General features: G+C 70.5%; 11 protein-coding genes. 10 read left to right on the top strand and 1 reads right to left on the bottom strand.

Going from position 1 to position 14,503, the window contains the following annotated elements; all coding sequences use genetic code 11:
* Positions 1-103 precede the first annotated feature (103 nt).
* From ACIQPR_RS18510 to ACIQPR_RS18465, 10 genes are all read left to right on the top strand, one after another.
* Entirely contained in the window at positions 104-754 is a 651-nt protein-coding gene (locus ACIQPR_RS18510) for an acetate uptake transporter (RefSeq protein ID WP_403649156.1), read from the top strand.
* Positions 751-2,739, top strand: a complete 1,989-nt coding sequence (gene acs, locus ACIQPR_RS18505; RefSeq protein ID WP_403649153.1) for an acetate--CoA ligase — start codon at positions 751-753, stop codon at positions 2,737-2,739. Before ACIQPR_RS18510 ends, acs begins: the two co-directional genes overlap by 4 nt.
* 214 nt (positions 2,740-2,953) lie before the next feature.
* Positions 2,954-4,309 carry a nitrate/nitrite transporter gene (locus tag ACIQPR_RS18500; protein WP_403649150.1) on the top strand — a complete coding sequence of 452 codons (1,356 nt, stop codon included), beginning with the start codon at positions 2,954-2,956 and terminating at the stop codon, positions 4,307-4,309.
* A gap of 115 nt (positions 4,310-4,424) precedes the next feature.
* A complete protein-coding gene (locus ACIQPR_RS18495; RefSeq protein ID WP_403649147.1) occupies positions 4,425-5,585 on the top strand; it encodes a uroporphyrinogen-III synthase in 1,161 nt (386 codons plus the stop codon).
* A gap of 164 nt (positions 5,586-5,749) precedes the next feature.
* Positions 5,750-6,343 carry a CGNR zinc finger domain-containing protein gene (locus ACIQPR_RS18490; protein WP_403649144.1) on the top strand — a complete coding sequence of 198 codons (594 nt, stop codon included), beginning with the start codon at positions 5,750-5,752 and terminating at the stop codon, positions 6,341-6,343.
* 329 nt (positions 6,344-6,672) lie between these two features.
* A complete protein-coding gene (locus tag ACIQPR_RS18485; RefSeq protein WP_019056398.1) occupies positions 6,673-7,194 on the top strand; it encodes a sigma-70 family RNA polymerase sigma factor in 522 nt (173 codons plus the stop codon).
* A 38-nt stretch (positions 7,195-7,232) separates the two neighbouring features.
* Complete coding sequence (locus tag ACIQPR_RS18480; protein ID WP_403649141.1) at positions 7,233-7,994, top strand: anti-sigma factor family protein; 762 nt, start codon at positions 7,233-7,235, stop codon at positions 7,992-7,994.
* A gap of 152 nt (positions 7,995-8,146) precedes the next feature.
* Positions 8,147-10,459 carry a HelD family protein gene (locus ACIQPR_RS18475; protein ID WP_403649138.1) on the top strand — a complete coding sequence of 771 codons (2,313 nt, stop codon included), beginning with the start codon at positions 8,147-8,149 and terminating at the stop codon, positions 10,457-10,459.
* 317 nt (positions 10,460-10,776) lie between these two features.
* Complete coding sequence (locus ACIQPR_RS18470; RefSeq protein WP_403649135.1) at positions 10,777-12,216, top strand: NAD-dependent malic enzyme; 1,440 nt, start codon at positions 10,777-10,779, stop codon at positions 12,214-12,216.
* A gap of 405 nt (positions 12,217-12,621) precedes the next feature.
* Entirely contained in the window at positions 12,622-12,903 is a 282-nt protein-coding gene (locus tag ACIQPR_RS18465) for an HU family DNA-binding protein (RefSeq protein WP_019056394.1), read from the top strand.
* Between the two features lie 114 nt (positions 12,904-13,017).
* Here the strand turns inward: ACIQPR_RS18465 and murA are convergent, their stop codons facing one another.
* Positions 13,018-14,364 carry a UDP-N-acetylglucosamine 1-carboxyvinyltransferase gene (murA, locus tag ACIQPR_RS18460; protein WP_403649132.1) on the bottom strand — a complete coding sequence of 449 codons (1,347 nt, stop codon included), beginning with the start codon at positions 14,362-14,364 and terminating at the stop codon, positions 13,018-13,020.
* Positions 14,365-14,503 lie beyond the last annotated feature (139 nt).

Raw genomic sequence — 14,503 nt, 5'->3', positions numbered from 1 at the left:
GGACCGTTCGTCGACGCCCGCCACCCGCCCGGCATCGAAGGGTGTAGGTGGTGCCTACAATGGATTTGCATCCGTGTGATCCACATCACAGGAGGAGGCGCAGATGAGCACTCCCACCACCACCCCCGACACCATCGCGGACCCCGGCCCGCTCGGCCTCGCCGCCTTCGCCGCGACGACCTTCGTCCTCAGCACCTTCAACGCGGACATCATCACCGACAAGACCCTGGTCGCCGTGGTCCTCCCGCTCGCCCTCTTCTACGGCGGGCTCGCCCAACTCCTGGCAGGCATGTGGGAGTTCCGCAAGGGCAACACCTTCGGCGCCACCGCGTTCGTCTCCTACGGCGCCTTCTGGCTGTCGTACGCCGCGTACGCGAAGTTCGTCGCGGGCGGCCTGCCCGCGTCCACCGCGCACCAGGCCACCGGACTGTTCCTGCTGGTCTGGGCGGTCTTCACGATCTACATGACGGTCGCCGCGACCCGCACCACCGGGGCGATCCTCGCCGTGTTCGTCACCCTGTCGGCGACCTTCGTCGTGCTGTGCGTCGGCGAGTTCGCGCAGTCCCCGGACACCACCAAGGTCGGCGGCTGGATCGGCCTGGTCACCGCCCTGTGCGCCTGGTACGCCTCGTTCGCCGGCGTCACCAACTCCACCTACCACCGAGCCGTCGTCCCCGTCTTCCCGAACGTCGGCGAACACCTCCGGCCGCACCGTGCCCACGGCGGCGGCCCGGTCGCCGGGGCCCACGCATGACCGACGCCGGAGGCGGGACACTCTCCAACCTGCTGCGGGAGGAGCGGCGGTTCCCGCCGCCCCCCGAGCTGGCCGCCACGGCGAACGCCACCGCGGCGGACTACGAACGGGCCGACACCGACCGCCTCGCCTTCTGGGCCGAGGCGGCCGGCCGGCTGGACTGGGCACAGCCCTGGGACGAGACGCTGGACTGGAGCCGCGCCCCGTTCGCCCGCTGGTACACGGGAGGCCGCCTCAACGCGGCGTACAACTGTCTGGACCGGCATGTGGCCGCCGGTCACGGTGACCGGGTCGCCTTCCACTGGGAGGGCGAGCCCGGCGACACCCGCACGATCACCTACGCCGAGCTGACGGCCGAGGTCTGCCGGGCGGCCAACGCCCTGCTCTCGCTCGGCGTCCGGGCCGGCGACCGGGTGGCGATCTACATGCCGATGATCCCGGAGACCGTGGTGGCGATGCTGGCCTGCGCCCGTATCGGCGCCCCGCACACCGTGGTCTTCGGCGGCTTCTCCGCCGAGGCGCTGCGCGGCCGGATCCTCGACTGCGACGCGCATGTGGTGATCACCGCGGACGGCGGCTACCGCAAGGGCGCCGCCGCCGCGCTGAAGCCCGCCGTGGACGAGGCGGTACGCGCGTGCCCCGACGTCCGCACCGTGCTCGTGGTCCGCCGCACCGGCCAGGACGTCGATTGGACCGACGGCCGGGACATCTGGTGGCACGACCTGGTCGACGACCAGCCGGCCGAGCACGAACCGGAGGCCTTCGACAGCGAGCACCCGCTCTACATCATGTACACCTCCGGCACCACGGCCCGCCCCAAGGGCATCCTCCACACCACGGGCGGCTACCTCACCCAGGTGTCCTGGACCCACTGGGCGGTCTTCGACGTCAAACCGGAGACCGACGTCTACTGGACGGCCGCCGACATCGGCTGGGTCACCGGCCACTCGTACATCGTCTACGGCCCCCTCGCCAACGGCGTCACCTCCGTGCTGTACGAGGGGACACCGGACACCCCGCACCAGGGCCGCTGGTGGGAGATCGTCGAGAAGTACCGGGTGACGATCCTCTACTGCGCCCCGACCGCGATCCGCACCTTCATGAAGTGGGGCGGCGAGATCCCGGCCGGCTTCGACCTCTCCTCGCTCCGACTGCTCGGCTCGGTCGGCGAACCGATCAACCCCGAGGCGTGGATCTGGTACCGCAAGCACATCGGCGGCGACCACTGTCCCGTCGTAGACACGTGGTGGCAGACGGAGACCGGTGCTCAACTCATCAGCCCGCTGCCGGGCGTGAGCACCTGCAAGCCCGGTTCGGCGCTGCGTCCGCTGCCCGGCATCGCGGCGGACGTCGTGGACGACACGGGCAAGCCGGTGCCCAACGGCTCCGGGGGCTACCTCGTGCTCACCGAGCCGTGGCCGTCGATGCTGCGCACCATCTGGGGAGACGAGCAGCGGTACGTCGACACGTACTGGTCCCGGTTCCCCGGGGTGTACTTCGCCGGGGACGGCGCGAAGAAGGACGAGGACGGCGACATCTGGCTGCTCGGCCGGGTCGACGACGTCATGAACGTCTCCGGCCACCGCATCTCCACCACCGAGGTCGAGTCGGCCCTCGTCTCCCACCCGCTGGTCGCGGAGGCCGCCGTGGTCGGCGCCACCGACGCGACGACCGGCCAGGGCGTGGTCGCCTTCGTCATCCTGCGCGGTGACGCGGGGGAGCCCGAACCGGACTCCATAGCAGGGGAGTTGCGCGCCCACGTCAGCAAGGAGATCGGCCCGATCGCCCGCCCCCGGCAGATCATGGTCGTCGCCGAACTCCCCAAGACCCGCTCCGGCAAGATCATGCGCCGGCTGCTGCGGGACGTCGCCGAACACCGCACCCTCGGTGACGTGACGACCCTGACCGACTCGACGGTCATGGACGCGATCAGGGAACGGCTGCCGTCGGCGGGTTCGGCAGGTTCGGCGGGGGAGGAGGAGTAGCGACCCGTAAGTACCCGTACCCGTACCCGTAGTCCCGCGGCCCCCGCCGAAGCTCCCTCCGGCGGGGGCCGCGCCGGTTCCTCACCGCCGCCCCGCCCCGTTCGTGAGAGCAACGTTCCCTTCCGGTCACGCACAGCCACAGCGCGGAAACCCGCCCTCCCTACCTTCGGGATGCATCACCGCTCGTTACCCCGTAGTGGACCGTGGAGGCGTCATGACAGCCACTGGCAAGTGGATCGAGCACTGGGATCCGGAGGACGAGACCTTCTGGCGGGAGACCGGGGAGAAGGTCGCCCGGCGGAATCTCGTGTTCTCCGTGCTCTCGGAGCACATCGGGTTCTCGATCTGGACGCTGTGGTCCGTGCTGGTGCTCTTCATGGGCCCGGAGTACGGGCTGACGCCGGCCGACAAGTTCCTGCTGACCTCGATGGTCACGCTCGTCGGCGCGGCCGTCCGGGTGCCGTACACCTTCGCCGTCGCCGTCTTCGGCGGGCGGAACTGGACGATCGTCTCCGCGAGTCTGCTGCTCGTGCCCACCATCGCCGCGTTCGTGGTGATGAAGCCGGGGACCTCCTTCGACACCTTCCTCTGGATCGGCCTGCTGGCCGGTATCGGCGGCGGCAACTTCGCCTCCTCCATGACCAACATCAACGCCTTCTTCCCGCTGCGGAAGAAGGGCTGGGCACTCGGGCTGAACGCCGGTGGCGGCAACATCGGCGTCCCGGTCATCCAGCTGATCGCCCTCGCGATCATCGGGGCGAGCGGCGGACCGCGTGTGCTGCTCGGGATCTACATCCCGCTCATCCTGCTCGCCGCCGTCCTCGCCGCGCTCTTCATGGACAACCTCACCTCCGTGAAGAACGACACCGGCGCCGCCAAGGACGCCGCGCGGGACCGGCACACCTGGATCATGGCGTTCCTGTACATCGGCACGTTCGGGTCGTTCATCGGGTACGCGTTCGCGTTCGGGCAGGTGCTCCAGGTCCAGTTCGGGCGTACGCCGCTCCAGGCCGCGTACCTCACCTTCATCGGTCCGCTGCTCGGCTCGCTGATCCGGCCGGTGGGCGGGTGGCTCGCCGACCGTTACGGCGGCGCGAAGATCACCCTGTGGAACTTCGTCGCCATGGCCGCCGCCACCGCCGTGCTCGTGTTCGCCAGCATGCAGAAGTCGCTGCCCCTGTTCGTGACCGTCTTCGTGGTGCTGTTCGTGCTCAGCGGGCTCGGCAACGGGTCGACGTACAAGATGATCCCCGGCATCTTCCAGACCAAGGCCCTCGCGAAGGGGCTGGCGGGGGAGGAGGCGGCTGCCTACGGCCGTCGGCTCTCCGGGGCCTCCATGGGGCTCATCGGGGCGGTCGGCGCGCTCGGCGGAGTCGGCATCAACCTCGCCTTCCGCCAGTCCTTCCTCTCCTACGGCTCCGGCACCGGCGCGTTCGTCGCCTTCCTCGCCTTCTACGGCCTGTGCTTCGCCGTCACCTGGGCCGTATACCTTCGCCGCCCGACCGCCCAGGCTCAGGCCAAAGCTTCCGCATCGGAGGCGAAGCCGCAGCTCAGCTATGCCGAGGTGTGACGTAACACCGTCGACATGAAGTCGAACCGAGCCTGTCACGCAGCGTTGACAGGCTCGTTCGGCATGTAGGCACCGCCGCACCGGCGCGGGTACGACTACGTTCGGGACGAGAGCCATGTACGAACCACCGCAGCGACCGGAGAGCGCGCCCCACGGGCCCCTCTCTGGGTTCACCGTGGGCGTCACCGCCGCCCGCCGCGCCGACGAGTTGGGAGCCCTGCTCCAGCGGCGCGGCGCGGTGGTCCTGCACGCGCCCGCGCTGCGCATCGTGCCCCTCGCCGACGACAGCGAACTGCTCGCCGCCACCAAGCAGTTGATCGACCAGGCGCCCGACGTCGTGGTGGCCACCACCGCGATCGGCTTCCGCGGGTGGGTGGAGGCCGCCGACGGCTGGGGCCTCGGTGAACCCCTCCTGGACCGGCTGCGCGGGGTGGAACTGCTCGCCCGCGGGCCCAAGGTCAAAGGGGCGGTACGGGCCGCCGGGCTCACCGAGGAGTGGTCGCCCTCGTCCGAGTCCATGGCCGAGGTGCTCGACCGGCTCCTGGAGGAGGGGGTCGACGGCCGCCGGGTCGCCGTCCAACTGCACGGTGAACCGCTGCCGGGGTTCGTGGAGTCGCTGCGGGCCGGGGGAGCGGAGGTCGTGGTGGTGCCCGTGTACCGGTGGATGCCGCCCGAGGACATCGGCCCGGTGGACCGGCTGCTGGACGCCACGGTCTCGCGCGGCCTGGACGCGCTGACCTTCACCAGCGCACCGGCCGCCGCGTCGCTCCTCTCCCGCGCCGAGACCCGCGGGCTGCTGCCCGAACTCCTCGCCGCCCTGCACCACGACGTCCTCCCGGCCTGTGTCGGCCCGGTCACCGCGCTGCCGCTCCAGAACCACGGCATCACCACGGTCCAGCCCGAGCGCTTCCGCCTCGGCCCGCTCGTCCAGCTCCTCTGCCAGGAACTCCCCGCCCGCGCCCGCACCCTGCCCGTCGCGGGCCACCGGGTCGAGATCCGCGGCCACGCGGTCCTGGTCGACGGCACGCTACGGCCGGTGCCGCCGGCCGGCATGTCCCTGCTCCGCGCGCTGTCCCGCCGCCCCGGCTGGGTCGTCGCCCGCGCGGAACTCCTCCGCGCCCTCCCCGGCGCCGGCCGCGACGAACACGCCGTGGAAACGGCGATGGCCCGCCTGCGCACAGCACTAGGCACCCCGAAACTGATCCAGACGGTGGTGAAACGCGGATACCGGCTGGCCCTGGATCCGGCGGCCGACGCGAAGTACTCCGTGGGGTGACCGGGTGACCGGGTGACCGTGCGGGGCCGGACGGGCTGGTTGTCGCCGGCCCGGGTCGAGAAGCGGCCCGCGCTCGGTACGAGGGGTTCCGGCCGCGCGGGTGGGCGGGCACTGTAGAGGCAACGGTTTCCCGACCGGGGTAATCCCTAGGCGGTGACAGGCACATGGCACTGGGTACCACCATGGCCCCGTACGAGCTGCGCTTCGACGCCGGGCGGATCTGTCTGGATCTGCTCGCGACCACGCATCCCGAGGAACGGCTCGACGCACCGGAGCAGTTGCGTGCGTGGATCGTCCGGTCCGGGCTCGTCCCGGCGGCCACCGAACTCACGCAGGTCGACTCGGCCTGGCTCGTCGGCTTCCGCGAACTGCGGCGCTGGATCGGACAGTTGGTGCGCAGCAGACCGCCCGCGGAGGGCGGCTCCCACGACCTCGCGCTCGCCCACCTCAACGACCGCGCCCGCGCCGCGACCCCGGCACCCCGGGCCGTACGGGCCGAAGACGGGGCGCTGGTGCGGGAGTTGGCCGGTCCGCCGGGGTGTGCCGCGCTGCTCGCGGTGATCGCCCGGGACGCCGTGGAACTGCTCACCGACCCGGTCGCGCGGGCCTCGCTGCGGGAGTGCGAAGGCGACAACTGCCCCATCGTGTACCTGGACACCTCGCGGGGACGCAGGAGGCGCTGGTGTTCCAGCGAGGTCTGCGGGAACCGGGAGCGAGTGGCCCGGCACCGTCGGCGCGCGGCGCTCGCCCGCGCCTGAGAATCCCATATGCGGCTTCTGTGAGGTGACGTACCGTCAATTGACGAAGTGATTTTGACAACAGTGCGTTTCACTCGGTCATGGCTCGGGCAGCCCGCGTGATCTTGCTGGTGTGGTGGAAATGTAAAGATCGCGCGGTGGGAATGTGCACTCATGTCCCGCTCGTCACGTCACTTCCGAGAAAACTGTCGCCCCACGTTGAACACCCGCCCACCCTCCCGCGTACTCCTCACCGAGCGACCGACCGGGGCAACCCCCGGACACCGGAGGTGGGCGTGCGCAAGGATTCCGTCGTGGCCAATGAACAAGCGCCGAGGGCCCGACATCGCATGTCCCAGTCCTCGGAACCTGATGAGGAGCTGATGCGTGCCCTGTACCGAGAGCACGCCGGACCCTTGCTCGCCTATGTGCTGCGGCTCGTCGCCGGCGACCGGCAACGTGCCGAGGACGTGGTGCAGGAGACGCTCATCCGGGCCTGGAAGAACGCCGGCCAGCTCAACCGGGCGACCGGATCGGTACGACCCTGGCTGGTGACGGTCGCACGGCGCATCGTCATCGACGGTCACCGCAGCCGGCAGGCCCGGCCGCAGGAGGTGGACCCGTCGCCGCTGGAGGTCATCCCCGCGGAGGACGAGATCGACAAGGCGTTGTGGCTGATGACACTGTCGGACGCGTTGGACGACCTGACCCCGGCCCACCGGGAGGTGCTCGTCGAGACGTACTTCAAGGGGCGTACCGTCAATGAGGCGGCCGAGACGCTTGGCATCCCCAGTGGCACGGTGCGCTCAAGGGTGTTCTACGCCCTTCGATCGATGAAGCTTGCTCTGGAGGAGCGGGGGGTGACGGCATGAGCATTTACGGGGGATACGGAACGGGTAGTCCTGGTTCCATGCAGGGATCTCAGGGCTCGAACGAACATGAGACCGTCGGCGCCTACGCCCTCGGGATTCTCGACGACGCCGAAGCAACCGCTTTCGAGGCCCACCTCGCCACCTGCGAGTGGTGCGCCCAGCAGCTCGACGAGCTGGCCGGGATGGAACCGATGCTCGCGGCACTCGCGGACCTGCCGGGCTCCGGCACCCCCGCGATCGGCGAGTCCCTGTCCGCCAAGCCGAGCCCGCGGCTGGTGGAGCGGCTGGTCGACGACGTCGGTGAACGCCGGGCGATGAAGCGCCGGCGCAGCTTCTACATGATCGCTGCCGCCGCCGCCCTGATCATCGCCGGACCGCTGGCCGTCATCGCGGCCAACGGCGGCAACGACTCCGGTCAGAAGGGCACCGTGGCCGCGGCGACCGCCAAGGACACCTTCGACACTCTGTCCGACAAGGTCTCCGCCACGGACAAGACCACCAAGGTCTCCGCGACCGTGGCGATGACCAAGAAGGACTGGGGCACCCTCGGGGTCGTCGAGCTCAGCAACGTCAAGGGCCCGCTGAAGTGCTCCCTGATCGCGGTCGGCAAGAACGGCGAACGCGAGACGATGAGCTCCTGGTCGGTCCCGGCCTGGGGCTACGGCATCGCGAACGCCACGAAGGCCGAGGCCAAGGCCCCGCTCTACGCCCAGGGCGGCGCGGCGCTCAAGCCCAACGAGATCGACCACTTCGAGGTCATGACCTTCGAGGGCAAGAAGCTCGTGGAAGTGGACGCGTAGCAGCTGCTCCACCGTGCTCGACGGGGTCCGGGACGCGCCAGGCGCGCACCGGACCCCGCGTCTTTGTCAGGATCCGCCGGGCGGGCCCCTCGCCTCGGCGGCCTCCCTTCGCGTACGGTTGACGGCTGCCCAGCACGTCAGAAGGGGGCCCGGTGGCCGCACAGGCTCAACAGGAGACCGCGCTCGATGCGGTGTCCGACACATCCGCCCAGGATTCGCTACGGGACCGGGAGATCAGCGGCGAACAGGCGCACCTGGACCGGGTGTACCGGCGCCTTGAGGAGAAGATCCGCGAGGCCGAGTTCCTGATGAACGACGCCGCCAAGCGCGGCCAGGTCGGCACCCCCGGCGCGCTCGCCGAACGCGACGCGCAGGTGTTCCGCGCCGGCATCCACCTCAACCGGCTCAACAACGAGTTCGAGGACTTCCTCTTCGGCCGGATCGATCTGCTGCTCGGCAAGGACGGCCAGAAGGGGCCCGACGGCGCCTACACCGCCGTCGAACCCGCCGACGGTTCCGTCCGCGACGACAACACCGCCGACATCGCCGAGACCCTGCACATCGGCCGCATCGGCGTCCTCGACACCGAGTACGCGCCCCTGGTCATCGACTGGCGGGCGCCCGCCGCCGCCCCGTTCTACCGCTCGACCCCGGTCGAACCCGGCCGGGTCGTCCGCCGTCGCGTCATCCGCTCCAAGGGCCGCCGGGTCCTCGGCGTCGAGGACGACCTGATGCGCCCCGAGCTGACCGCCTTCCTCGACGGCGACAAGCTCGCCGTCATCGGTGACGGCGCCCTGATGGCCGCGCTCGGCCAGGCCCGCAGCCACACCATGCGCGACATCGTGGCCTCCATCCAGGCCGAACAGGACCTGGTGATCCGCGCCCCCGCCGCCTCCGTGACCTACGTCGAGGGCGGCCCGGGCACCGGCAAGACCGCCGTCGCCCTGCACCGCGCCGCCTACCTCCTCTACCAGGACCGGCGCCGCTACGCGGGCGGCATCCTCATCGTCTCGCCCACCCCGCTGCTGGTCGCCTACACCGAGGGCGTCCTGCCCTCCCTCGGCGAGGAGGGCCAGGTCGCCATCCGGGCCATCGGCTCCCTCGTCGACGGCGCCGAGGCCACCCTCTACGACTCCCCGGCCGTGGCCCGCACCAAGGGCTCGTACCGCATGCTCCGCGTGCTGCGGAAGGCCGCGCGTGGCGCCCTGGAGTCGAGCGAGGCGCCGGACCGGCTGCGGGTCGTCGCCTTCGGGCGGCGGCTCGAACTGGAGGCCGCCGACCTGGAGCGCGTGCGGCAGAACGCCCTCAGCGGCACGGCCCCCGTCAACATGCTGCGCCCGCGCGCCCGCAAGCTCCTCCTGGACGCCCTGTGGGAGCGCTCCGGCGCGGCCGGCCGGCACACCGACCCCGAACTCGCCGCCGAACTGCGCTCCTCCTTCGACGAGGACGTCGCGAGCGAGGACGAGTTCATCGTGTTCCTCGACGCCTGGTGGCCCGAACTCACCCCGCGCGCCGTCCTGGAGTCCATGTCCGACGAGCGCAGGCTCGGCCGCTGGGCCCGCCGCATCCTCAACCCCGGCGAGGTCCGCAGGGTCGCGCGCGCCCTGAAGCGGGACGGCCTCTCCGTCCACGACGTGGCGATCCTCGACGAACTCCAGGCGATCCTCGGCACCCCGGCCCGCCCCCGCAAGCGGCGCGACCTGGACCCGCTGGACCAGCTCACCGGCCTCGAAGAGCTGATGCCCGTACGCGAGGAGACACAGCGCGAACGCGCCGAGCGGCTCGCCCAGGAGCGCGTCGAGTACGCGCACGTCATCGTGGACGAGGCCCAGGACCTCACCCCGATGCAGTGGCGCATGGTCGGCCGCCGCGGCCGGCACGCCACCTGGACGGTCGTCGGCGACCCGGCCCAGTCCTCCTGGTCCGACCCCGACGAGGCCGCCGAGGCCCGCGACGAGGCCCTCGGCTCCCGCCCCCGCCGCCGCTTCACCCTCACGGTCAACTACCGCAACCCGGCAGAGATCGCGGAGCTGGCGGCCAAGGTCCTCGCCCTCGCCATGCCCGGCTCCGAGTCCCCGTCCGCGGTCCGCTCCACGGGCGTACGACCCCGCTTCGCCGTCGTACGGAACTCGCTGGCGGAGTCCGTCCGCGCGGAGGCCGCCCGGCTGCTCGACCTGGTCGACGGCACGGTCGGCGTGGTCGTCGCGATGAACCGCCGCGAGGAGGCCCGCCGCTGGCTGGCCGGCCTCGGCGACCGGGTCGTCGCGCTGGGCAGCCTGGAGGCCAAGGGCCTGGAGTACGACGCGACCGTCGTCGTATCGCCCGCCGAGATCGCCGACGAGTCACCGGCCGGCCTCCGTGTCCTCTACGTCGCCCTCACCCGCGCGACCCAGCAGCTCACGGTCGTCTCCGCCGAGCGGGACGAGCCGGACGCGGACGGGGTGCCGGATCTCCTCAGAGACTGACCGAGGGACCGGCCGAGGGTGCTTCCTATGAACTCTCGGGATGGGAATGGTCTTACGGGATCTGTTTGTTAGCCTGGATGTGACACCGGCCCGATCCAAGCCCCCGGGCCCAACCTTCGTCGCTACGAGCGACCACTTGCCGCGAGGCGAGCATGGCGGGTCGGTGTCATTGACCGTGAAAGAGGCCTCCATGACGGGGGCCTCTTTTTCTTGCGAACAAAACGTTCGCAATCGGGGGCGGCTAACGCCTACCGGGCAGTAGGTGCGACCATCGGAGCGCGTACTCAGCTCAACGGTGAAAGCAGAGGAAGTCGGCCATGGCTACGGCGCCCAGCGTCTCCTACTCGATCACGGTCCGTCTGGAGGTGCCCGCCAGCGGAACGGCGGTCTCCCAGATCACCACGGCCGTGGAGTCCCACGGAGGCTCGGTGACCGGCCTCGACGTGACCGCCTCCGGCCACGAGAAGCTCCGCATCGACGTCACCATCGCGGCGTCCTCCACCGCCCACGCCGACGAGATCGTCCAGCAGTTGCGCGGCATCGAGGGCGTCAGCCTCGGCAAGGTCTCCGACCGTACGTTCCTCATGCACCTCGGCGGCAAGATCGAGATGCAGTCCAAGCACCCGATCCGCAACCGTGACGACCTCTCCATGATCTACACCCCGGGCGTCGCCCGCGTGTGCATGGCCATCGCGGAGAACCCCGAGGACGCGCGCCGCCTCACCATCAAGCGCAACTCCGTCGCGGTCGTCACCGACGGCTCGGCCGTCCTCGGCCTCGGCAACATCGGCCCCAAGGCCGCGCTGCCGGTCATGGAGGGCAAGGCGGCCCTGTTCAAGCGGTTCGCGGGCATCGACGCCTGGCCGCTGTGCCTGGACACCCAGGACACCGACGCGATCGTCGAGATCGTCAAGGCCATCGCCCCGGGCTTCGCCGGCATCAACCTGGAGGACATCTCCGCGCCGCGCTGCTTCGAGATCGAGGCCCGGCTGCGCGAGGCCCTCGACATCCCCGTCTTCCACGACGACCAGCACGGCACCGCGATCGTCGTCCTCGCCGCGCTGACCAACGCGCTGCGGGTGGCCGGCAAGGGCATCGGCGACATCCGGGTCGTCATGTCCGGCGCGGGCGCGGCCGGTACGGCCATCCTCAAGCTGCTGCTCGCCGCCGGCGTCAAGAACGCGGTCGTCGCCGACATCCACGGTGTCGTGCACGCCGACCGCGAGGACCTGGTCGACGCCAAGGCCGACTCGCCGCTGCGCTGGATCGCCGAGAACACCAACCCCGACGGCCTCACCGGCACCCTGAAGGAGGCCGTGCGCGGCGCCGACGTCTTCGTGGGCGTCTCCGCCCCGAACGTCCTCGACGGCGACGACGTGGCCGCGATGGCCGAGGGCGCGATCGTGTTCGCGCTCGCGAACCCGGACCCCGAGGTCGACCCGACGGTCGCCCGTCAGACCGCGGCCGTCGTGGCCACCGGCCGCTCGGACTTCCCGAACCAGATCAACAACGTGCTGGTCTTCCCGGGTGTCTTCCGCGGTCTGCTGGACGCGCAGTCCCGCACCGTCAACACCGAGATGATGCTCGCCGCGGCGACCGCACTCGCGAACGTCGTGTCCGAGGACGAGCTGAACGCGAACTACATCATCCCCAGCGTCTTCAACGACAAGGTCGCCGGTGCGGTGGCCGGCGCGGTCCGCGAGGCCGCGAAGGCCGCGGGAGTGTCCGCGCCCTCCGCGACGCCCTCCGCGTCGTAGCCCGTCCGGCGTCGGGTGTGCGGCGGCTGTGAGGATCGCCACGGCCGCCCGCGCGTCGGCGCGTCGCGGAACCCGGGGCCTTCGGCGGCCGTTTATCGTGGCGGCCAGGCTTCGGGCCTTCCAGGCCCGGTCCGCGCTGCCGGGAGCCGACGGAGCGTCACCACACTGATGCAGTGGCGCTCTTCGTGTGACCCCCACGGGTGTTCTCACGACTCCTACGGGTGCCGGATTGGCTTTCCCGCCGCAGGTAGGGGCAGGATGCGTCTTCGGGCGCGAGGGTCTGGACGACGGACCCGGGTCCGGGGACTCAGTGAGGACCCTGGCAGCATCGGCTTCACCGTGCCCGATATGCGGCTCCGCCGCGTGGCACGCCTCAAACGGCAAGAAGAACACGGGAGTAACAACATGAACCGCAGTGAGCTGGTGGCCGCGCTGGCCGACCGTGCCGAGGTGACCCGCAAGGACGCCGACGCCGTTCTGGCCGCGTTCGCCGAGACCGTCGGCGAGATCGTCTCCAAGGGCGACGAGAAGGTCACCATCCCCGGCTTCCTGACCTTCGAGCGCACCCACCGTGCCGCTCGCACCGCGCGCAACCCGCAGACCGGCGACCCCATCAACATCCCCGCCGGTTACAGCGTCAAGGTGTCCGCGGGCAGCAAGCTCAAGGAAGCCGCCAAGGGCAAGTAGTCCTTCGCGTACGCGACGGGATTGCGTACGAGGCTCAACCAACGCGCATGGGGCGACCACCCGCCAGGGTGGCCGCCCCATCGTCGTACGACGACTGCTTCTGGACGACTGCTGCTATCCGAGCGCCTTGCCCGGGAGTTCGACCTTCGCGCCCAGCTCGACGAGCTTCTCCATGAAGTTCTCGTAGCCGCGGTTGATGAGGTCGATGCCGTGGACCCGGGACGTGCCCTGGGCCGCCAGGGCCGCGATGAGGTAGGAGAAGCCGCCTCGGAGGTCGGGGATGACCAGGTCGGCGCCCTGGAGCCGGGTCGGGCCGGAGACGACCGCCGAGTGGAGGAAGTTGCGCTGGCCGAAGCGGCAGTTCGAGCCGCCCAGGCACTCGCGGTAGAGCTGGATGTGGGCGCCCATCTGGTTGAGCGCGGAGGTGAAGCCGAGGCGGGACTCGTAGACCGTCTCGTGGATGATGGACAGGCCGGTGGCCTGCGTCAGGGCCACGACGAGCGGCTGCTGCCAGTCCGTCTGGAAGCCCGGGTGGACGTCCGTTTCGAGTGCGATGGACTTCAACTGCCCGCCGGGGTGCCAGAAGCGGATGCCCTCGTCGTCGATCGCGAAGGCACCGCCCACCTTCCGGTAGGTGTTGAGGAACGTCATCATCGAGCGCTGCTGGGCGCCCCGGACGTAGATGTTGCCCTCGGTCGCCAGCGCCGCCGACGCCCAGGACGCGGCCTCCAGGCGGTCCGGGAGGGCCGCGTGGGTGTAGCCGCCGAGCGAGTCCACACCGGTGATGCGGATGGTGCGGTCGGTGTCCATGGCGATGATCGCGCCCATCTTCTGCAACACGCAGATGAGGTCCTCGATCTCCGGTTCCACGGCCGCGTTGGCGAGTTCGGTGACGCCTTCGGCGAGCACCGCCGTCAGCAGCACCTGCTCGGTCGCGCCCACGGACGGGTACGGCAGCTGGATCTTCGTGCCGCGCAGCCGCTGCGGGGCCTCCAGGTACTGGCCGTCCGCCCGCTTCTCGATCTTCGCGCCGAACTGCCGCAGCACCTCGAAGTGGAAGTCGATCGGCCGGCCGCCGATGTCGCAGCCGCCGAGCCCCGGGATGAACGCGTGCCCGAGCCGGTGCAGCAGCGGACCGCAGAACAGGATCGGGATGCGCGACGAGCCCGCGTGGGCATCGATGTCGGCGACGTTGGCGCTCTCGACGTGCGACGGGTCGAGCACCAGCTCGCCCGGCTCCTCACCCGGACGGACCGTCACCCCGTGCAGTTGCAGCAGTCCGCGTACGACCCGAACGTCTCGGATGTCCGGTACGTTGCGCAGTCGACTTGGCTCACTGCCCAGCAGGGCGGCGACCATGGCCTTCGGTACGAGGTTCTTCGCACCGCGGACACGGATCTCGCCCTCCAGCGGGGTTCCGCCGTGGACAAGCAGTACGTCGTCTGAGCCGTTGACGGTCATGAATCTCGCGTTCCGTGGAGTTGGGCAGGGGCCGAAGACGTAAGCGTAATGGCCGCCCACCCCCCTCTCGAAAGCCCAAGGACCACCCAGCTACGTCATAGCTGTGTCACAACACGAACCGTTCCCTATCGGGCACATG

This window comes from Streptomyces sp. NPDC091280 (assembly GCF_044768565.1).
Classification (GTDB): Bacteria; Actinomycetota; Actinomycetes; order Streptomycetales; family Streptomycetaceae; genus Streptomyces.
Note: the sequence above shows the minus strand (reverse complement) of the source record. Positions and strands in the feature narration are given on the sequence as shown.

What these genes read in the sequence shown, in the direction of transcription:
- ACIQPR_RS18510 (WP_403649156.1), top strand. Translation starts at nt 104, where the DNA reads ATGAGCACTCCCACCACCACCCCCGACACCATCGCGGACCCCGGCCCG.
- acs (WP_403649153.1), top strand. Translation starts at nt 751, where the DNA reads ATGACCGACGCCGGAGGCGGGACACTCTCCAACCTGCTGCGGGAGGAG.
- ACIQPR_RS18500 (WP_403649150.1), top strand. Translation starts at nt 2,954, where the DNA reads ATGACAGCCACTGGCAAGTGGATCGAGCACTGGGATCCGGAGGACGAG.
- ACIQPR_RS18495 (WP_403649147.1), top strand. Translation starts at nt 4,425, where the DNA reads ATGTACGAACCACCGCAGCGACCGGAGAGCGCGCCCCACGGGCCCCTC.
- ACIQPR_RS18490 (WP_403649144.1), top strand. Translation starts at nt 5,750, where the DNA reads ATGGCACTGGGTACCACCATGGCCCCGTACGAGCTGCGCTTCGACGCC.
- ACIQPR_RS18485 (WP_019056398.1), top strand. Translation starts at nt 6,673, where the DNA reads ATGTCCCAGTCCTCGGAACCTGATGAGGAGCTGATGCGTGCCCTGTAC.
- ACIQPR_RS18480 (WP_403649141.1), top strand. Translation starts at nt 7,233, where the DNA reads ATGCAGGGATCTCAGGGCTCGAACGAACATGAGACCGTCGGCGCCTAC.
- ACIQPR_RS18470 (WP_403649135.1), top strand. Translation starts at nt 10,777, where the DNA reads ATGGCTACGGCGCCCAGCGTCTCCTACTCGATCACGGTCCGTCTGGAG.
- ACIQPR_RS18465 (WP_019056394.1), top strand. Translation starts at nt 12,622, where the DNA reads ATGAACCGCAGTGAGCTGGTGGCCGCGCTGGCCGACCGTGCCGAGGTG.
- murA (WP_403649132.1), bottom strand. Translation starts at nt 14,364, where the DNA reads ATGACCGTCAACGGCTCAGACGACGTACTGCTTGTCCACGGCGGAACC.